The organism is Bacillus sp. FSL R10-2201 (assembly GCF_038008665.1).
Classification (GTDB): Bacteria; Bacillota; Bacilli; order Bacillales; family Bacillaceae_G; genus Bacillus_A; species Bacillus_A mycoides.
Genome location: NZ_JBBOZP010000001.1, coordinates 2,221,002 through 2,240,222, shown reverse-complemented (window position 1 = coordinate 2,240,222; position 19,221 = coordinate 2,221,002). Strand labels below are relative to the sequence as shown.

At 35.8% G+C, this 19,221-nt stretch carries 13 protein-coding genes and 1 riboswitch; of the genes, 2 read left to right on the top strand and 11 right to left on the bottom strand.

Features of this window, described 5'->3' with window-relative positions; all coding sequences use genetic code 11:
- The first annotated feature begins 313 nt into the window (after positions 1-313).
- A riboswitch (glycine riboswitch) is annotated at positions 314-433 on the top strand.
- Between the two features lie 107 nt (positions 434-540).
- The gene (locus NSQ69_RS11595; RefSeq protein ID WP_002012784.1) at positions 541-1,908 is read left to right on the top strand and encodes an alanine/glycine:cation symporter family protein; all 1,368 of its coding nucleotides are present in this window, start codon (positions 541-543) and stop codon (positions 1,906-1,908) included.
- A gap of 49 nt (positions 1,909-1,957) precedes the next feature.
- Here NSQ69_RS11595 and NSQ69_RS11590 read toward each other — a convergent pair whose 3' ends face one another.
- Both NSQ69_RS11590 and NSQ69_RS11585 read right to left on the bottom strand, forming a co-directional pair.
- Complete coding sequence (locus tag NSQ69_RS11590; protein ID WP_002085719.1) at positions 1,958-2,488, bottom strand: DinB family protein; 531 nt, start codon at positions 2,486-2,488, stop codon at positions 1,958-1,960.
- A 14-nt stretch (positions 2,489-2,502) separates the two neighbouring features.
- Complete coding sequence (locus NSQ69_RS11585) at positions 2,503-3,270, bottom strand: DUF3891 family protein (RefSeq protein WP_002127294.1); 768 nt, start codon at positions 3,268-3,270, stop codon at positions 2,503-2,505.
- A gap of 204 nt (positions 3,271-3,474) precedes the next feature.
- Between NSQ69_RS11585 and NSQ69_RS11580 the strand changes: the two genes are divergently transcribed.
- Complete coding sequence (locus tag NSQ69_RS11580) at positions 3,475-3,747, top strand: HU family DNA-binding protein (protein WP_002012780.1); 273 nt, start codon at positions 3,475-3,477, stop codon at positions 3,745-3,747.
- Between the two features lie 64 nt (positions 3,748-3,811).
- On the opposite strand, the gene NSQ69_RS11575 is transcribed toward NSQ69_RS11580, so the two are convergent.
- From NSQ69_RS11575 to dhbA, 9 genes are all read right to left on the bottom strand, one after another.
- Positions 3,812-4,354: a hypothetical protein gene (locus NSQ69_RS11575; protein ID WP_050000725.1), complete on the bottom strand. Its 543-nt coding sequence runs from the start codon at positions 4,352-4,354 to the stop codon at positions 3,812-3,814.
- A 36-nt stretch (positions 4,355-4,390) separates the two neighbouring features.
- Positions 4,391-5,140, bottom strand: coding sequence for a 4'-phosphopantetheinyl transferase Sfp (sfp, locus tag NSQ69_RS11570; RefSeq protein WP_078203247.1), 750 nt, complete (start codon positions 5,138-5,140; stop codon positions 4,391-4,393).
- Between the two features lie 64 nt (positions 5,141-5,204).
- The gene (locus NSQ69_RS11565) at positions 5,205-6,647 is read right to left on the bottom strand and encodes an MDR family MFS transporter (protein ID WP_002127292.1); all 1,443 of its coding nucleotides are present in this window, start codon (positions 6,645-6,647) and stop codon (positions 5,205-5,207) included.
- Positions 6,647-6,871, bottom strand: a complete 225-nt coding sequence (locus tag NSQ69_RS11560) for an MbtH family protein (RefSeq protein ID WP_000184075.1) — start codon at positions 6,869-6,871, stop codon at positions 6,647-6,649. Before NSQ69_RS11560 ends, NSQ69_RS11565 begins: the two co-directional genes overlap by 1 nt.
- Entirely contained in the window at positions 6,868-14,028 is a 7,161-nt protein-coding gene (locus NSQ69_RS11555) for an amino acid adenylation domain-containing protein (RefSeq protein WP_078203246.1), read from the bottom strand. Before NSQ69_RS11555 ends, NSQ69_RS11560 begins: the two co-directional genes overlap by 4 nt.
- Before the next feature lie 33 nt (positions 14,029-14,061).
- Positions 14,062-14,955, bottom strand: coding sequence for an isochorismatase family protein (locus NSQ69_RS11550; RefSeq protein WP_002012770.1), 894 nt, complete (start codon positions 14,953-14,955; stop codon positions 14,062-14,064).
- 24 nt (positions 14,956-14,979) lie between these two features.
- On the bottom strand, positions 14,980-16,596 hold the full coding sequence (locus NSQ69_RS11545) for a (2,3-dihydroxybenzoyl)adenylate synthase (protein WP_002168442.1): 1,617 nt from the start codon (positions 16,594-16,596) through the stop codon (positions 14,980-14,982).
- A gap of 12 nt (positions 16,597-16,608) precedes the next feature.
- Positions 16,609-17,808, bottom strand: coding sequence for an isochorismate synthase DhbC (gene dhbC / locus NSQ69_RS11540; protein ID WP_341099246.1), 1,200 nt, complete (start codon positions 17,806-17,808; stop codon positions 16,609-16,611).
- 26 nt (positions 17,809-17,834) lie between these two features.
- Entirely contained in the window at positions 17,835-18,620 is a 786-nt protein-coding gene (dhbA, locus tag NSQ69_RS11535) for a 2,3-dihydro-2,3-dihydroxybenzoate dehydrogenase (RefSeq protein WP_002127287.1), read from the bottom strand.
- Positions 18,621-19,221 lie beyond the last annotated feature (601 nt).

Here is a 19,221-nt window from a genome sequence, read left to right as displayed (position 1 = left end):
ATCTCTTTTATCACCATTCATTTTTCGAATATATAATAAGTAATCTCTCCTGAGATCATAAAATAGAAGATAAATTAGGAATACCAAAAAAATAAGTTTATTTACTATTTCAAAATAAAAAATGATTGCATTTCATTAATTGTATATCTATAATGTTTTTATTGATTCTATACAGAATCAATGCGTTTAAGTTTTTAATTTTATAATTCGGATGAACCATTCAGGAGAAGGTCTATTGATCTACCGACGGGGCAAAAAGTTGCTGAACCAACTTTGAAACTCTCAGGTCTTGTTTACAAGTAGAACTGCATGGGGACGAATCTCTGGAGAGACTCCCTCTCGCTTAATATAGCGCGGAGGAAAACGAGCACCGAAGGAGCAAATCCGCTAATCTAGCGGATAATCTCTCAGGTAAAAGGACAGAGACAAGCGAAAGAAAATGCCGATTTGTATCGGTTTATTTTTCTATCCCTTGTTTCTCCAGAGACCATTTCATTTCCTTGAAGTGGTTTTTATTTTTTCTAAAAAAGGAGAATACAGATGGAGACAGTAAGTAAAGTATTAGAACAAATTAATCAGTATGTGTGGGGGTTACCAACTTTGTTGCTACTCGTTGGAACTGGTATCATTCTCACAGTGCGCTTAAAAGGTTTACAGTTTAGTAAACTAATATACGCTCACAAGCTAGCTTTTAAAAAATCAGAGGATACATCATCTTCTGGAGATATTAGTCACTTCCAAGCACTGATGACAGCTATGGCTGCAACGATTGGTATGGGAAATATAGCAGGTGTCGCAACTGCTGTGACAATCGGTGGACCCGGCGCAATCTTTTGGATGTGGATTACTGCTTTATTTGGAATGGCAACAAAGTATGCCGAAGCAATCCTTGCGGTGAAATACCGTGTTAGTAATGAAAATGGTGAATACTCCGGTGGACCAATGTATTATTTAGAACGTGGTTTAGGGAAAAAATGGCTGGCTGTTTTATTCGCTATATTCGGCACAGCTGCTTCTTTCGGTATCGGTAATATGGTTCAATCTAATTCAGTTGCAGAGGCAATGCGAATCAATTTTTCTTTCCCTCCTGCATTAACTGGTATACTCATGTCATTCTTAATCGCTATCGTTATTTTGGGCGGTGTAAAAAAGATTGGTAGAGTTACTGGATATATCGTTCCTATTAAAGCATTCTTTTATATAATCGCTGGCCTTATTATTATTTTCTATCACTTTGATCAAATTCCAGAAGCATTTTCACTTATTTTTTCTGGTGCATTTCAAGGTACTGCAGCCGCTGGTGGTTTTATCGGAGCAACAGTTGCATCTGCAATTCAAATAGGAATGGCACGTGGTGTATTTGCTAACGAGGCTGGTTTAGGAAGTGCTCCTATTGCTGCGGCTGCTGCCAAAACAGATTCACCTGCAAAACAAGCTTTAGTTTCTATGACTGGTACTTTTCTAGATACATTTATTGTATGTACAATTACGGGGCTAGTATTAATTACTACAGGCGCATGGAAATCAGGTAAAACTGGTGTTGAAGCTACAACATTAGCATTCCAATCCGTATTCGGTACTGCTGGTAGTATGATTCTCGGTATCGCCATTATATTATTCGCCTACTCTACTATTTTAGGTTGGTCGTATTACGGAGAGAAGTGTGTAGCTTATTTATTCGGACAAGGTGCTGTACGATATTATAAAGCAATCTTTATCGTTATGATTGCAATAGGTGCTAATTTAAAGCTAGGTGTCGTATGGACATTTGCCGATATTGCAAATGGACTTATGGCGATTCCAAACTTAATTGGTCTAATCGGATTAAGTGGTATTGTTGTCGCTGAAACGAATCGCTTTTTACAAGCAGAGAAATTGAAAGAAAGTCATAAAAAACAGGCAAGTTAATCACTAAAAAAAGGAATGGCTCATTTATAATAAGCCATTCCTTTTTTCTCTATTTCAATTCCTTTCCCTCCTGAACCATATGTAAATAAAGTACAAAATCCATCATTGTAGATGAATAACCAAGTTGACGGATCATTGCTGTTATATTCCCTCTATGATATGTACCATGATTTACGACGTGTTGCACTAACTCTAAAATGGAAGTGTCTAATGCACCTGCATATGGGTTCTCAATAACAAATACAGTATTTACGTCTTGTATTCTACTTAAAAATTCTTTATATTGATTTGCCATGTTTTCAAACATTTTTTCTAATTCATGTAACGATTTAGTTTCGATTTGTTTTCGTAATTTTTCTCGGTCTTGTATTACTTCACTCATACTTTTACCATGCAATATGTGTAACCACACTTGATCTGTAATATAAATATGTACAAAAGTATCCTTAATTGATGGGAATACACTCTGTATCTGTTCATTAAAAATTGTCTCATAGTTTGGTAACTCTTTTAGTCGGTTGAATAATCGTGTATTAGCCCAAGCATGGTAATCAAACTGTTTTAACATGTAATCTTTCAATCTAAATCTCCTCCTTATTGTATGAAACGAATGTTTTGCTTCTTCATTTCCGCTTCTCTATCAGCTTTTACAATCCCTTTTTCTTTAACTTCATGTTTATTTATAGTTTTATATTTTACATATGTATAAAATTCCGTTTTAAATGGAAACGATGTAATTTGAATTGTTTCTTCATCCACCCATTCAGCTTGAATAGGCTTCTCCCCCTTACTATTAAACATTTCTGTTCCTTCAAAACCATCTTTAAATAAATCAATTTCATCTTTCTTTTTTACACCAGGTTTATTCATACATACATATAAAGAAAGTTCATCACAAAACTTTAATAATCTATAATGTTTATCAAACATCGCATATTGTTCTTTTGTTAACGTTTTCAAAATTCTTTTTTGTCGTTCCAATTCATTTTTATAAAAAGACATCATCTCTTCATCTTCCTCATTTAATGAAAATGATAAAAAGTGCTTACTACAAAGTAGCGCCCCGTATGGATTTGACTCTTCAACTGCATTCAAACCAATCGTATAAAAAACAAAGCGTAATGAACTTGGACAATCCATAAATGTATATGGAATATTTTTAGTATCATTCAAAATTGGTACTTTATCAAGCTCTATCCATCCTCTATCATGCTCATATATAGCATCAATTGTCTCTTTTAAGTATATTTTATCTTCAAAAAAATCTTCTATTATATGTCTTGCAATTTCACCAGCTAAAAAACCATGATCATGTTGACGAATTAATATACTTTCTTTCTCATTCTTTTCACGAAAAATCATCCGTATATTCCCCCTCATCCTCATATTACAGCTTGTTGTATGCATCAATTCTTAATTAATCCCTAAATATTAGCAGGGATTCAGTTTCTTTCAACGAAATTAACATAAACATACAGCATTCTTTCTAATCACAAAGTTAGCTTTATCTTTACTAACCATTATACTAAAACATTCATTCTAAAAAATTTTTTATGAGGTGAAAACATGAACAAAACAGAATTAGTTAAAAATGTAGCACAATCAGCTGATATTTCTCAAAAGGATGCTTCTGCAGCTGTACAATCCGTATTTGACACAATTGCTAATGCATTACAATCTGGCGATAAAGTGCAACTAATCGGCTTTGGAACTTTTGAAGTGCGTGAAAGATCTGCTCGTACAGGGCGTAATCCGCAAACTGGAGAAGAAATTCAGATTGCTGCTGGTAAAGTTCCAGCATTTAAAGCAGGAAAAGAATTAAAAGAAGCTGTTAAATAAACAAGAAACCAGCCATTTTATAGGCTGGTTTCTTGTTTATTATTTATTGTTTATTGTTTATTTCTTATTTAAGCAGTTCCTTTATATTCTCTGCATGATACACTTCACAAATATAAAATACACATTTGCAGTTACTTACAATTTGATATTTTCTAGTTGGATAAACATTCGTCGCAACAGAACATCCATCAAACAATTCGATAATATTTCCAGATGGCTGATATCCTTCATATAATACGTTTCTTCTTACTTCCATCTTTTCTATAAGGTTTTCAACAGGAATATTTCCACTCTCTAATTCACTCTTTATTGTATCCGGTAAAAACGAAGTGTCTGCAAAAATTAGATTTTCAGATAACACCTTACCTTTATAACTAACATTAGATACGCGATAAAGAAATGTTCCGTTTTTATCAAAGAAATTCTTTGCTTCTTTCGGAATGTATTGTCTATCGAGCGCTTCCTGTTCAAGTACATCAAACTGAACTGTATCTTTTACAAGTTTTTCTAAAGCTAGAATAGATGACGTATTTCTAGAAAACAACATATCTTTAATTGCCTGTACATTATAAGTTAATTCAGTTTTTCTATTTTCCGCTACTAACATGAGGAACACCTCTTCTATAAGAAATTTTATTAAAAATTAACGATGATTTAATAGCAATCCCGCGTCTAACTGCGTAATTTCAGTTACTTCTTTACTAAATATTGCAATGGAAGCCATATAATCTAAACTAGGTCTTACATCTTCCATCATTGTATTTTCTGCTAACTCTTGTCTATCTTTAAAAATCAACAATTTTGGAGGGTCATTTGGAGCTGATACTGTAATTTCTACTGGTGGGATCAATAGTCCTTCACCTGTCGCTTTCAGCACTGCTTCTTTTCGAGTCCAATATGTTAAAAATCCTTCTAGTCGCTGCTCATCAGGTAACTTCATAACTTGTGCTATTTCAATGTCTGTTAATACGCCCTCTGCCATTTTCATAACATCTACATTTGGATTCATTTGCTCAACATCAACACCCACAGGTGCAGATTTAGTAAATGCAACAACAACCCACTCACCCGAATGTGAGACTGATATTTGCGGCATCCCTTCTGGTAACTGTGGTCTGCCGTGTTGTAATTTACATACTGGGCACATTCGATCAATTGGCACTTGAACTGGCGACATAGAAAGTACCTTTCCAAGTACTAATCTACTAATTACACAACCTATTATAAAACGCGCACGGTCTGCCGAATGATGATATGAATTTGCTTTCTCTCGCTCTACATCATTTAGTAAATTGTAATGCCCTGATTGTAAATCTGAAATTCTTGCCCACCATATTTGACAACTATTCTCATTAAGAGTTGGTACAGAATCTACAACTTTACTCTCTATCATGTAAACTCTCTCCTTTTAAAGGCCAATATTACTTTATTTTAAAAGAGTATTAGCATGCTGCAACTCATTCATTTACAACTTCTTTCTCTTTTTGTAATACAGATAACGGCTTTTTATTCTTCTTTGACATTACCTCTTTATCAGAAATACGTAAAGAAAATAGTAATGCTATGAGTAAAAATATTGCTGATCCAATTAATGCTGCTTGATATGGTAAAAAATCTGACTGTGCATTATTCTGTACGTTATTACTTCCGAAACCAGATAGTATACTAGCTAAAACAGCAACTCCTATTGCAGATCCTAATCGGTTTTGCACATTGAATATAGTAGTTGCTCTCCCCATAGAAGGTGGTGCAATATTGTTAAAAGCAGAAAATTGAACCGCACCGACAGATTGACCTAAGAAAATACCAATGCCAAACAATAGTGCCCGAATTTGCCATGGATTCGTATCATGATTTACAAAACTTAATAAAATAAAGATAACCGCCGTACTTACTAATCCAATAGAGATTACCTTTCGAGCTCCTAATTTCTTATATGACCATGGTACAATCTGCGAAGAAATCATTAATCCAATCGCCTCTGGGAATGTAGTAAGACCCGATTCCAGCGCGGAAACTCCTATTACATTTTGATACATAAGCGGAAAAATAAATAACATTCCTAGTAAACCAGCTGATGAAAACAACGAAATAAGACTCATTTTTCTAAAGACCGGTTCTTTTAATAAGTGTAAATCTAACATCGGTTGCTTTACTTTAAGTTCTACAATAATAAACAATGTAAGTAATACAATCCCAGCTATCCCAATACTAATTATTTCTGGAGAAACCCAACCTTTTGACGGGCCTTGACTGAGTGCATAGATGAGCATCGCAAAACCTGGTGCTGAAAGAACAAAACCGAGAGAATCAAAACGACCAGCCGATTTTTCAATATGCTCTGCTAAAAATAGAAGTCCAAATAGCAACGCAATGATACCAAACGGCAGATTAATATAAAATGCCCAGCGCCAAGACATTTGATCTACAAAGAAACCACCAATAATTGGTCCGATCGCTGGTGCTACAGCAATTGGAAGTACAATAAATCGAGAAATTTTTGGTCTTTCCTCTGGTGAAAATGTTCGGAATAACATCGCCATCCCGACTGGTGTTAAAAGTCCGCCACCAGCACCTTGAATGATACGAAAAATGTTTAATGAAGTAATATCATTAGCAATTCCACATAGTGCAGATGCAATTGTAAAAACGAAAAGGGCAGTTAAAAATACTTTTTTCGTACCAAAGCGATCTCCTAACCAACCAGAAATCGGAAGGAAAATAGCTAAGCTAACTAAATACCCAACATTTACAGTCCCCATTGCAGATGGGGGCACTTGCAGTTCTTTGCTTATCGTTTGCAGTGCTACATTCACAATCGTTGCATCCATCGCAGCCATAAACATCGCTGTTATATAAACGATGCTTACAACTACTTTTGGATTTATTTTTACTTTCATTATTGTTTTCCTACTAATATTTTTTCACTAATTTGATTTTTTTTCGGCTCTAAATCGTTCCAGTTAACTTCAACGTATTCTAAGCAAACTTGTCTGCTAGCTTCTTCATGTACGACATTCCATCCAATTGGTACATCGAGAAAGGCAGGCCAGAGAGAATACTGGCCCTCCTCATTCATTAATACTTTATATGTGTAATTATCATTTTCAAATGGATTCGTCATACTTTACTTACCCCTTTCTTATTCTGCAAATATTTCGCTAGCACTTGTCCAATTTCTGTAAGTGGACCTGGCTGACATAAATCTTTATGTCTACAATCAATGTCATGCTGCACGATTTCCCCGTCTAAATAATTTAGCCACGTATTTGGAGAAATAGGATCAAACCAGTCTGGTATAACAGTAGATCTAAAGAATAAAATATCCCCGTTATAAACTTTTGGCACGTATTTCCCTAACAACCCTACTGAATTTACATATGTTTCTTTCAAGTTTAAAATAGTCTCTTCCTCAAGACTTGCTAATGCACTTCCATCTTTGCGAAGTATTGCAACCGCACTTTCCATAGTAAGTGGTTTACCATCCATGTTATCTGGATCATATCCACCTAAAGCAAGTAATGCGATTAACGCTTCTTCTTCAGTAGGTGCTTCCGTATTCGGTAAGAAGTGACCAGGATACGAATCCAGCATAACGAGTAATTCTACTTCTTCCCCTTCATTTTGAAGTTGCGCCGCCATAGCATGAACAACATTTCCTCCAAGCGACCATCCGAGTAAACGATATGGTCCGTGAGGCTGTATTTCACGAACGTGTTTTAAATAATCCGCCGCCATCTCCTCTAAGCTTTTTGGAAGTTCTTCATTTTCAGCGATACCACGTGCTTGTACACCATAGATTGGATAATCTGTTCCTAAAGATTTCATAAGTCCTGCATAGCACCAACTTAATCCACCTGCTGGATGTACACAAAATAGTGGTAATTGATCTCCGCTTGCTCGTAATGGAAGCAACACATCAAGTGCACTTTGACCATTCCCCATTTCAAGTCTTTCAGCAAGACCTGCAACAGTAGGTGCTGCAAATAAAGTTCCGATATTCAGTTCAACCCCAAGTGCCTCTTTAATACGGCTCATCAGCTGCACTGCAAGAAGTGAATGACCACCAAGATCAAAGAATCCGTCATCAATTCCAATTTGAGACACACTTAAAACTTCTGTAAACAAGTCGCATAACATTTCTTCTTGCGGTGTTCTTGGTCCGCGGCTAGAAGATGATGCAATAAATTCTGGAGCTGGCAATGCCTTTCTATCTAATTTACCGTTTGGAGTTAAAGGTAACTCATTTACTACTACAAAAGCGTACGGAACCATGTAATCTGGTAAACTACCTCCTGCATGCTGACGCATTTCATTCGTATCAATCGTTTCATTATTTGATGCGACTATATAAGAAACTAATCGTTTATCCCCTGGTTGATCTTCCCGTACAATAACTGCTACTTGTTCAACTTTAGGATGTTTCATTATTACCGCTTCTATTTCCCCTAATTCAATTCGGAATCCACGAATTTTAATTTGATGATCTGCACGTCCTATATAATCTAACGTCCCATCTTGACGCCAGCGCGCTAGGTCTCCTGTACGATACATTCTTGTACCTGGCTTCCCAAATGGATCTGCGATAAAACGTTCAGCAGTTAATCCTGCTCTTCCTAAATATCCACGAGCCAGTCCTGCACCTGCAACATACATTTCTCCAACTACTCCAGGTGGCATCGGTTGTAAATAGTTATCTAATACGTATATTTTAAGATCCGGTATACTGCACCCGATTAAACTATTTGCTCGTAAAGAGACGATGCTCTCATCTAATTCAATATAACTAACATGTACCGTCGTCTCCGTTATACCGTACATATTAATAAGCTTCGGTGAGTTATGAGGATGACGACTATACCAATCTTCTAATCGACTTAGTTCAAGTGCTTCTCCTCCAAAAACAACATATCGTAAAGATAATTTTTGACCAATCTCTTCATTTTCACGATCTGCTTGCATCAATTGATAGAACGCTGATGGAGTTTGGTTTAAAACAGTCACCTTTTCCTTAACAAGCAGTTGTAAAAATTCTTTCGGCGAGCGACTTACAGTATGTGGTACTACAACTAAACGCCCTCCATATAATAAAGGTCCCCAAATTTCCCAAACCGAGAAATCAAAAGCGTATGAATGGAACATCGTCCACACATCGTCTGCGTCAAATTGGAACCAATGATCAGTTGCTCCTAAAAGTCTTACTACATTTTGATGAGGTATCATAACCCCTTTCGGTCTACCTGTTGAGCCTGACGTATAAATAACGTAAGCAATATGTGAAGGAGATAACGGCTTCATGCGCTCCATTTCATCTATATTGTCTTCACTATATTTCTCAATTTCTTCTATTACGTTCACATCATCAACTAAAATCTTTAGTGCTTCATCACATTCAATTTCCACATCTGAATTTGTTAAAACACATGATGGTTTCGCATCGTGTAGCATAAATGAGATACGATCTGACGGATAATCCGGATCTAACGGAAGGTATCCCGCACCCGCTTTAAGAACAGCAAGTAAGCTTACAACCATATTTAAAGATCTCGGCATCGCTAAAGCAACAAGTTGATCAGGACCGATTCCTTTCGCTATTAACAAACGAGCTATTTTATTCGCTTTTCTATTTAACTCTTCATAAGTTAGCTTTTCATCTTCAAAGACGACAGCAATAGAATTTTGATTTACATGAGCCTGCTTTTCAAATAATTGTGGCAATGTCATTTCAGGTACAATTTGAAAACCACCATTCCACTTTTCTAAAACTGTATTTCGCTCTGCTAAAGTTAATATTTCTAATCTACCAATTGATTGATCCGGATGTTTCTCTGCATCATCTAATAATAGAATGAATCGTTCTATTAGTTTTTGAACCGTTTCACGTTTATATAAATCGGTACTAAACTCTAACAATCCGTATAAGCCGTTTGGAGTACCATCAACTCTGTTACTCTCGCTAATTTCAAATGTTAAATCAAATTTTGCAGAACCAACACTTTGAATTTCAAGGCTTGCTTCTAAATCCGGTACATTAAACGTTGCTTCTGGCGTATTTTGGAAAGCTAACATAACTTGAAACAGCGGATGACTATTTCGAGTTCGTACTGGGTTTAACACTTCAACAAGTCGTTCAAATGGAACATCTTGATTTTCATAAGCTGCAAGGTTTACCTGTTTCACTCTATTTAATAATTCTTTAAAACTTGGATCTCCTGATGTATTTGTGCGTAACACTAATGTATTTACAAATAAACCAACTATATCCGTGAGTACATCGTCGTTTCTTCCAGCAATCGGACTACCTAATGGTATATCAGTTCCAGCACCTAATCTTGTAAATAAGGCACTTAGTCCTGCTTGCAACACCATAAACAAACTAACTCCATTTTTACGAGCGAGCTCCACTAACCTACTATGCATACCTTCATCTAAATGAAAATGAATTGTTTCCCCGCGATAACTAGTTTCAATTGGGCGCTGATAATCTGTAGGTAACTCCATTTGATCTGGTAAACCTTTTAACTCTTCTTTCCAAAAATCTAATTGTGTTGAAATAATACTGTCTGGTTTTGTTTCATCACCTAATAGCTGTTGTTGCCATAGTGAATAATCTGCGTATTGAACTGGAAGGGTTTCTAGTTGAACACTATCACCTTGACATCGTGCTTTATAAGCCGCTGTAAAGTCTCTCGTTAACGCTTGTAATGACCATCCATCTCCTACAATATGATGCAAAAGAATTAGTAAAACATGTTCGTTTTCACTCACTTTAAAAAGTTGCAAACGAATTGCTGGTTCGATATCAAGATTAAAGCTATATCTTACAGCTTCAGACAGTGTACTTTCTAATTCATCCTTACATGTATTTGTTATAATCATTTTTAAATTCAATTTATCCATTTCTAGAATTCTTTGATATGAACTGCCAAGTGAATTCGGGAAAATCGTTCTAAGTGTTTCATGTTTCTCAACTACATCATAAAAGGCACCTTGCAGTGCTTCCTCATTCAATTTTCCAGACATACGAATGACTAACGGAATATTATAAGTAGGACTTGGACCTTCTAAACAATTTAAGAACCATAACCTGCGCTGTGCAAATGAAAGTGGAACTTCATTTGGCCTACTTACTTTCTTAATAGCTGGTCTTGCGCTTTTTGCACGATCCAACTGGTTCGCTAATTCAGCAACAGTTGGTGATTCAAATAGCTTTCCGATTCCTAATTCTACACTTAACGTTTCACGAATTCTTGCCATTAAACGAGATGCAAGAAGCGAATGGCCGCCCATTTCAAAGAAATTATCATCTATACTAATTCGCGAAACACCAAGTACTTCTGCAAATAAATCACATAGTATTTCTTCTTTCGGATTTCTAGCAACTCTCTCATTGTTCATTCCATTAAAATCAGGAGCAGGTAATTTCTTTCTATCAACCTTACCATTTGGTGTTAATGGTAATTCTTCTAGCACAACAAATGCTGATGGTACCATATAATTCGCTAAACTTTCTGAAACATAAGAGCGAATTTCTGAAAGATGAATCATTTCCTTCTCTTCGGCAACGATATACGCAATGATTCGTTTATCATTTGGACGATCTTCTCGTACCATTACCACTGCTTGTTGTATATTTTCATGTCGTTGTAATACCGTTTCAATTTCAGCTAATTCAATTCGGAAACCGCGAATTTTAATTTGATGATCTGCGCGACTAATGTACTCTAACACACCATCCTTACGCCATTTCACAAGATCACCTGTGCGGTACATACGTGCTCCAGCTTTTCCATAAGGGTTTGCAACAAACCGTTCAGCCGTTAACGCTGGTTTTCCTAAATATCCGTTCGCAAGTCCTTCTCCTGCAATATATAATTCACCGATAACTCCAGGTGGAACAGGCTGTAACCCTGCATCCAAAACGTACACTTCTGTATTCCAAATTGGTCTTCCAATAGGAGGTATACCATTTTCACTGTCATCAATATTCATGAAAGTAGACCAAATAGTCGTTTCAGTTGGTCCATATAAGTTAGTTATAGAGCAACCTAATTCTTTTAATTTATTTGCTAAATGTGCCGGAAGAGCTTCACCGCCAACGAGTACGTTTAGCCTTTGTAACCTCTCTGGATATTCAGTTATTAACGCCTGCCAGAGCGTCGGTGTAGCTTGCATAATTGTCGCTCTTTCTTCTTGTAACAATGTCGTTAATGCAGAAGGCTCTTGGATTACCTCTTTTTGTGCAATTGTTAAACTTGCACCACTAATAAGAGGTAAATAAATTTCTAGAGCAGAAATATCAAACGCAAACGTTGTAACTGCTAATAAATGATCGTTTTCATTTAATGAAAACATATCTTTCATAGCTAATAAGAAGTTACTTAAACCTTTCATAGTAACAATTACACCTTTTGGATTTCCGGTTGATCCTGAAGTGTAAATTGTATAAGCTTGGTTTAAAAGTGATTCATCATTTTTAAATGGTAGATTCATATGAGAATATGTTTTTAACGCTATTTTCGTTTCTTCGCTATCTAATATGATTTCTTTAATATCATTTTCTATAACTAAAGTAGATGAAACAGATGAATGTGTTATGATACAAACTGGATTTGCATCATTTACTATATAATGAATTCGCTCGGCTGGGTATTCTGGATCTATCGGTAAATACGCTGCACCAGCCTTTAGAACTGCTAGCATACTAACTACCATTTCTATTGATCTTGGAAATACTAAGGCTACAAACTGATTTACTTCTATTCCTTCTTCTAATAAATAGTGTGCTAGTTCATTCGCTCGTTCATTTAGCTCTTTATACGTAAGTTTTATCCCGTTACAAGTAACTGCTATTTTATTTGGATTTTTTTGTACTTGTTTTTCAAATAATATAGGTAGATTAATTAGCTCTTCAGCTTTCTTCGTTTCATTCCATTCCAATAAAACTTTATGATTTTCTTCAGGAAGAGTAATGTTTATTTTTCCAATCGGCTCGTCTTTATGATAATTATTTATCACTAATTCTAATAGACTCATAAATCTTTCTTTATGCAATGCTAGTTCCGCGCCGTTATATACTTCCGGATTCGCATCAAAATGAATCATTAACTCATTTTCATCGAAACGTTTATATACATTTATCGATAAATCATCAACAGGTCCTGCTGATAAATTATGTGTAATACCACGATTCCCAGCAAAGTTAAGCCCATAATCAAAAGGCATAACATTCACTAACGGCCCAAACAACCTTTGATTTTCACCTAGTAACTTTAAGTCTCTTCTTAATTCCTCATGACGATATTTATGATGACGACGTACGTCTCGAATTTCTTTAGAAACTTGCTGTATTAATTCTGCAAAAGTTATATTTGGAGTTAACTTTAGACGAAGTGGAACTAAATTCATTACCATGCTTGGTGTATGAATAGATACAGAACCAAGACGCCCCATCATCGGTAAACCTAAAACAATATCATTTGCACCTGTTAATTTATGCATGTAAATACTCGTTACGGCTACAACAAATTCGGGCCAACTCGTTAACGAAATATTAATATCTTCTAGTAAAGTTTTTGTACTAGCATTTGATAGATAAGCAGTTTCTCGTAAAAATCCATTTGATGTTCTCGGCGCTCGTTCTGCTAAACTTATAACTTCCGGTTCATCTGCAAACTTTTCTAGCCAAAAAGTACGATCTTCCTGAAATTGTTTAGATTCACGATACTCATTATCTTCTTGTACAATTTTTGCAAGAAAACCAAATGGCTTTTCATTCTTATTTGTTTCTTCTATAAGTGATGTATACTCATTCGCTACCTTTTGGCTAAGAAGTGAAAATCCATAGCCATCCATCACAATGTGATGGATGCGCTGATACCAAAAGAAACGATTATTTTCAACTTGAATAAGTGCTTCAGTAAATAATTTATCTTCTTTTAAATCTATCGGTACAGATAAATCATTTTTCATCCATACTTTAGCAGCTTCTTCAGGATTTTCTTCTTTACGAACGTCAATAAAATGCATATGAAACGTTGACGATTCCTCAATAACTTGCCATGGGCCAATTTCATCCTCTTCGAAACGAACATGAAGTGCTTCTGCTTCTTTTACCACTTTACGTACAGCTAACTCGAAAATTTCATGATTAATATTTCCGTTTATTTCTATATATTCCCCAGTATTATAAATCGGATTAAGCGGATCTAATTGTTGCGCAAACCACATACCAGACTGCGCAGATGATAACGAATGACGAATCTTTTGACTATTAGGCATTCTTTACTACCCCTTTATTATGTAGTCTATTTGTTACAGCACTTGTGCTGCTTGTGAAGATAGTAAACGGTACCAATCATCAACAGTTGGACGTTCTGCTAAATCTGCAAAAGTGATTTCTTTCCCTTCGCGACGCCATTTCTCTACTAAACTCATAATTCTGACCGAATCAAGTCCTCTATTTAATAAGTCTTCATCAACTTCAATACTCTCTACTGGCTCACGGAGTAGTTGTGCAACTAGTTCATGTACTTTCTGTAAAGTGATTCCTTCACTCTCATCGCTTTTTACACTTTGTAAATCTTTTAATAGTAAGTTTGTTGATGTCGTTACTGCACATCTATTTGATGCATACTGCAATGCTTGTTTATGATGCTCTAGTGAAAAATCAGCAACTGCATCTGCTACAAAAAATGGCTCTATACCATCCATAAATGCTTCACAAGCTGTTAAAAGGCAGCCAATATGCGCATAAATACCGCAAATAATAAGTTGATCTCTTCCCTGCTCATTTAAAATTTCTAATAGATTCGTCTTTTTAAATGCACTATATCTCCATTTGGTTAGGAATATATCATCCTCATCTGGAGTAAGCTCATCGACAATTTTCTTTTTATCTGGTCCAGCAGGAATACCGTCACCCCAAAAGTCTTGTAATAACCCTCGTTGTTCTAACGTTTGTCCACCAGGTTGTGCTGTATAAACAACTGGTATACCAAGTTCCTTGCATCTTTCTCTTATCACCTTAATATTTGAAATTAGTTCTACTTTTGGCGATTCTTTATCGCTATATGCATCAAGAAAATATTCTTGCATGTCATGGATTAGAAGAACCGCACGTTTCGGATCTGGCGTCCAATTCACTTTATTTTTTGGTAGTTCTGATTCAATTGGCATTTTATATACTGAAATAGATGGGATAGCCATCTAATCACTTCCTTCCGATTTTTATTATTGTTTTACTGTAATAAGTTTTTCAGCAATGACTTTACGTAATTCTTTTTTGCTTACTTTTCCAACACCTGTTTGTGGGAATGATTCAATAAATTCAATTCGATCTGGAATCTTATAAGCTGCTATACCACGTTCTCTTAAGAACATTTTTAATTCGTTTGCAGTTAGGACTTGTCCACGAGCGATAACAAAAGCGCAAGTGCGTTCTCCTAAATAATCGTCAGGCATAGATACAATTGCTACATCATGTACTGCATCATGTGCTAATAGATGATTTTCAACTTCTTCCGCAGCAACCTTCTCACCACCACGGTTAATTTGATCTTTATCTCTTCCTTCTACAATGATGTAACCTTGTTCATTTACTTTTACAAGATCACCTGTGCGATAAAAACCATCTTCTGTAAATGATCTTACATTATGCTCTTCCGCTTTATAATAGCCACGAATTGTATATGGCCCTCTTGTTAATAAACTACCTACTTCACCAGGCTTAACATCATTATCATGTTCATCAACAACTCGAACTTCATCAAATGTAGACATCGGTCTACCTTGTGTATGAATAATGATTTCTTCTGGATCATCTAGTCTTGTGTAATTTACTAACCCTTCCGCCATACCGAACACTTGCTGTAACGTACATCCGAATGTAGGGCGTATACGCTTCGCAACTTCGGCACTAAATTTCGCACCGCCTACTTGAATAACTTGCAGGCTTGATAAATCGTTATTACGGGAAGATACCGCATCAAGCCAAATCATTGCTAATGGTGGAACGAGCGCTGTAATCGTAACTTTTTCTTTTTCTATAAGAGCAAATGCCTCATCTGGACTACCTCCAGTTGCCAATACTACTTTTCCACCGGCATAGAAAGTTCCAAATGTCCCTGGAGAACTCATCGGGTAATTGTGTGCTACTGGAAGAACTGCCATATAGACACTTTCTGCATTTAAATTACAAATGTCAGCGCTAACACGTAAACTATAAATATAGTCATCATGTGTTCTAGGAATTAATTTAGAAAGTCCTGTCGTCCCTCCTGATAATTGGAGAAACGCAACATCACTTGGCTGAACTTCTGGTAACGGAATCGGATCCATATAAAGATCAGTTATGTTCACGAATTCTTCTTCTTCCCCCACTACGATTACATGTTGTAAAGCGGGAACTTTCTCTTTCACTTCTCTTGCTAGTTTTCGATAATCAAAGCCGAGAGCCTTATCTGAAATAACGTAAGCACTCGCTTCACCAAACTCGCAAAAATAACTAATTTCACTACTGCGATGAGAAGGTAGTGCAAAAACAGGGAGTGCTCCAATGCGAAATAGCGCAAAGCATATTTCGAAAAACTCTATAATATTAGGTAACTGGATTACAACTCGGTCTTCTTTCTTTATTCCTAAATTCAGTAAACCTGAAGCTAAGCGATCTACCTTTTTATCAAGTTCACTATACGTTATATGCGTATTACTACTTACAACCGCAATTTGATCCCCATATTTTTCAGCACGTTCTTTTAACATCGAACCAAATGTTTCTCCAAGCCAACACCCTTCTTCTCGATAGCGATTGGCAAATTCTTTTGGCCATTCCGTATAACCTATTAACATTCTTTCTTCCCCCTATTTTTCATTCAGCGCATTATCTCTTAACCCTAAAGCCTTCAACATTGTTTGGAACTTAGCTGATGTTTCTGCTAACTCATCTTCTGGCTTTGATTCAGCAACAACTCCAGCACCTGCATATAAGCGAAGTGTATTCTCATGCACTTCAGCACAACGAATTGTAACAATCCATTCGCCATCTCCATTTAAATCGCTCCACCCTAACATTCCTGTAAAGAATTCACGGTCAAATGGCTCAATTTTTTGAATAGCCTCTCTCGCTTCTTCCATTGGAGTTCCACAAACTGCTGGCGTAGGATGAAGAGCAATTGCTAATTCTAAAGAAGACGTATTTGGGTCCTTTAGTTCACCTTTCACTTCCGTAGACAAATGCCACATTGCTTCACTATGAATAACTGAGGGTTTTTCTGGAACATGTAATATATGACAGTAAGGGCGAAGCGCAGCGGCAACCGCTTCAACTACTACCGCATGTTCATGTAAATCTTTTGGAGAAGAAAGTAATTCTTCTGCCCTTCTTTTATCTTCTACTGGATCCTCACTTCGTGGTCTTGAGCCAGCCAACGGATTAGAAATTACTTGCATACCATGACGTGAAACAAGTAATTCAGGACTTGCTCCAATTAACGTCTTACTGTACTCGTTTTCATCTTTCGGCAAATTAACAGCAAATGTGTAGCCGTGCTTATTATGTTCCGCTAATTCACGGAGTAGTTTTTGTTGATCAATTTTCTCGGAAGACTTAACATCCAATGATCTGGATAGAACGATTTTTCTTAAATCTCCGTCCTGAATTTTTGCTATTCCTTGCTTCACACCATCCATATAAACTTCAGGAGCTGGAACCGGTGTCATTTCAAATGTCAGTTTCTCATTTCGTTTTATCTCATTTGTTGTCTCTAACTGTAAACGCTCAGTAATTCTACTATGTACTGGTACGATAAGTTGAACTTCTTTTCTACGATCAAAAGGCAAAGCACCAACAACGATAGGATTCGGATTTCCGGCTTGTTTTGCATTACTTAATACCGCTTGTACAAGTTCTGGAAAACTTTCAATTTCATGATGTTTTACTGTAGTAAACTCTCCTTCTGTCAATATCGTTCGAGTTGGTGAAGCGAAAAAGAACGAAGATTCAGTTTTATAATCTTCTAATAATTTTTCTGACAGTTCCTTTACGGCTATAAGTTCATTCATAGTATTAAAACCTCCTGAATTTTTTATTAAACTCCTAATGTAGCTCCGCCATCGACACATAAATTGTGCATTGTAATATGACTCGCTTTATCAGAAGCTAAAAACAATACTGCTTCAGCAATTTCTGAAGGTTGTGCAATTTTTTGTAACGGAATACCGAGTCTATATGTATTTTGAGAACCAGCAATTATATTTTCAGCTCCATTCTCATCAGCCCATAGTAATCTTTGCATTTCAGTTTCAGTAGAACCAGGAGAAACTAAGTTGCAGCGAATATTGTATGCTGCAAGCTCTAATCCTAAACACTTCATAAACATTGTCGTTGCAGCTTTTGATGCAGCGTACGCAGCCATTTCCATTCTCGGAGTATTTGCCGCATTTGAACCAACTGTAACAATTGCCCCTGACCTTCTTTGCATCATATGTTTACTTACTGCTCGAGACATATAGAAAACTCCTGTAGAATTTACAGAGAAGGTTTTATTCCAATCTTCATCACTTAAAGAGTGAATCGGTCCCATACGTAATACCCCTGCAACATTTATTAATATATCTATTGTTGCTATATCATTTTCAATACCGTTTACCATATCTTCAACAGCAGTACTATCACTCACATCTAAATGAAATGTTTTCATACGTGTTTCATTTAATTCATTTTCATTTAAGAGTACGTTTAACCCCTCTTCATTTTGATCAACCGCAATAACTGTAGCTCCTCTTTCTAAAAACATTTTGGCAACAACACTGCCTATACCTTGAGCTGCACCTGTTACTAAAACCGTTTTTCCATCAAATTCCCCTAAGTTCATTTCCTCTATCCTTTCATTTGAAAATTAATCTAATTAAACAAATAGCGATAATGATAACGATTATCACTATCAATGTAAAAAATAATACACTTACTAAACTAATTGGTCAAGTGTACTTTTCATCAAAATATTATTCATTGATAATGTTTTTCATTTAATATTCTTACACCGAAATGATAATCTTTCTCAATAAACTTGTCAACCTATTTTTATTTTTCAGATAAAATATTTTAGTACTTCTCAATACAATTACATCTAAAAGCATTAATAAGTACTTACATTAAAAAATTTAATTCGTACTCCTCTTTTTAAAATTGAAGAAGATAAACTGTAGATACCTTCATTTACAAAGCCTTACCAAAAACTCAAGTATATACTTTCTCAACATTTTTCTGAAAATATCGAGAAAGTATATCTTGCAATTACCGATGCATGTCGTGTTTATAATTTAAGATTTAATAAGTATTTCGAATATAATATATCAATTTATGATATTCCAATATAATCCAAACGGATACTTTACTCATTTTTTGCCTCTAGAAAATTCCACATGTTGTAATTCATAAAAAAGCACCCTATTAAATAGGGTGCTTTTTAGTAA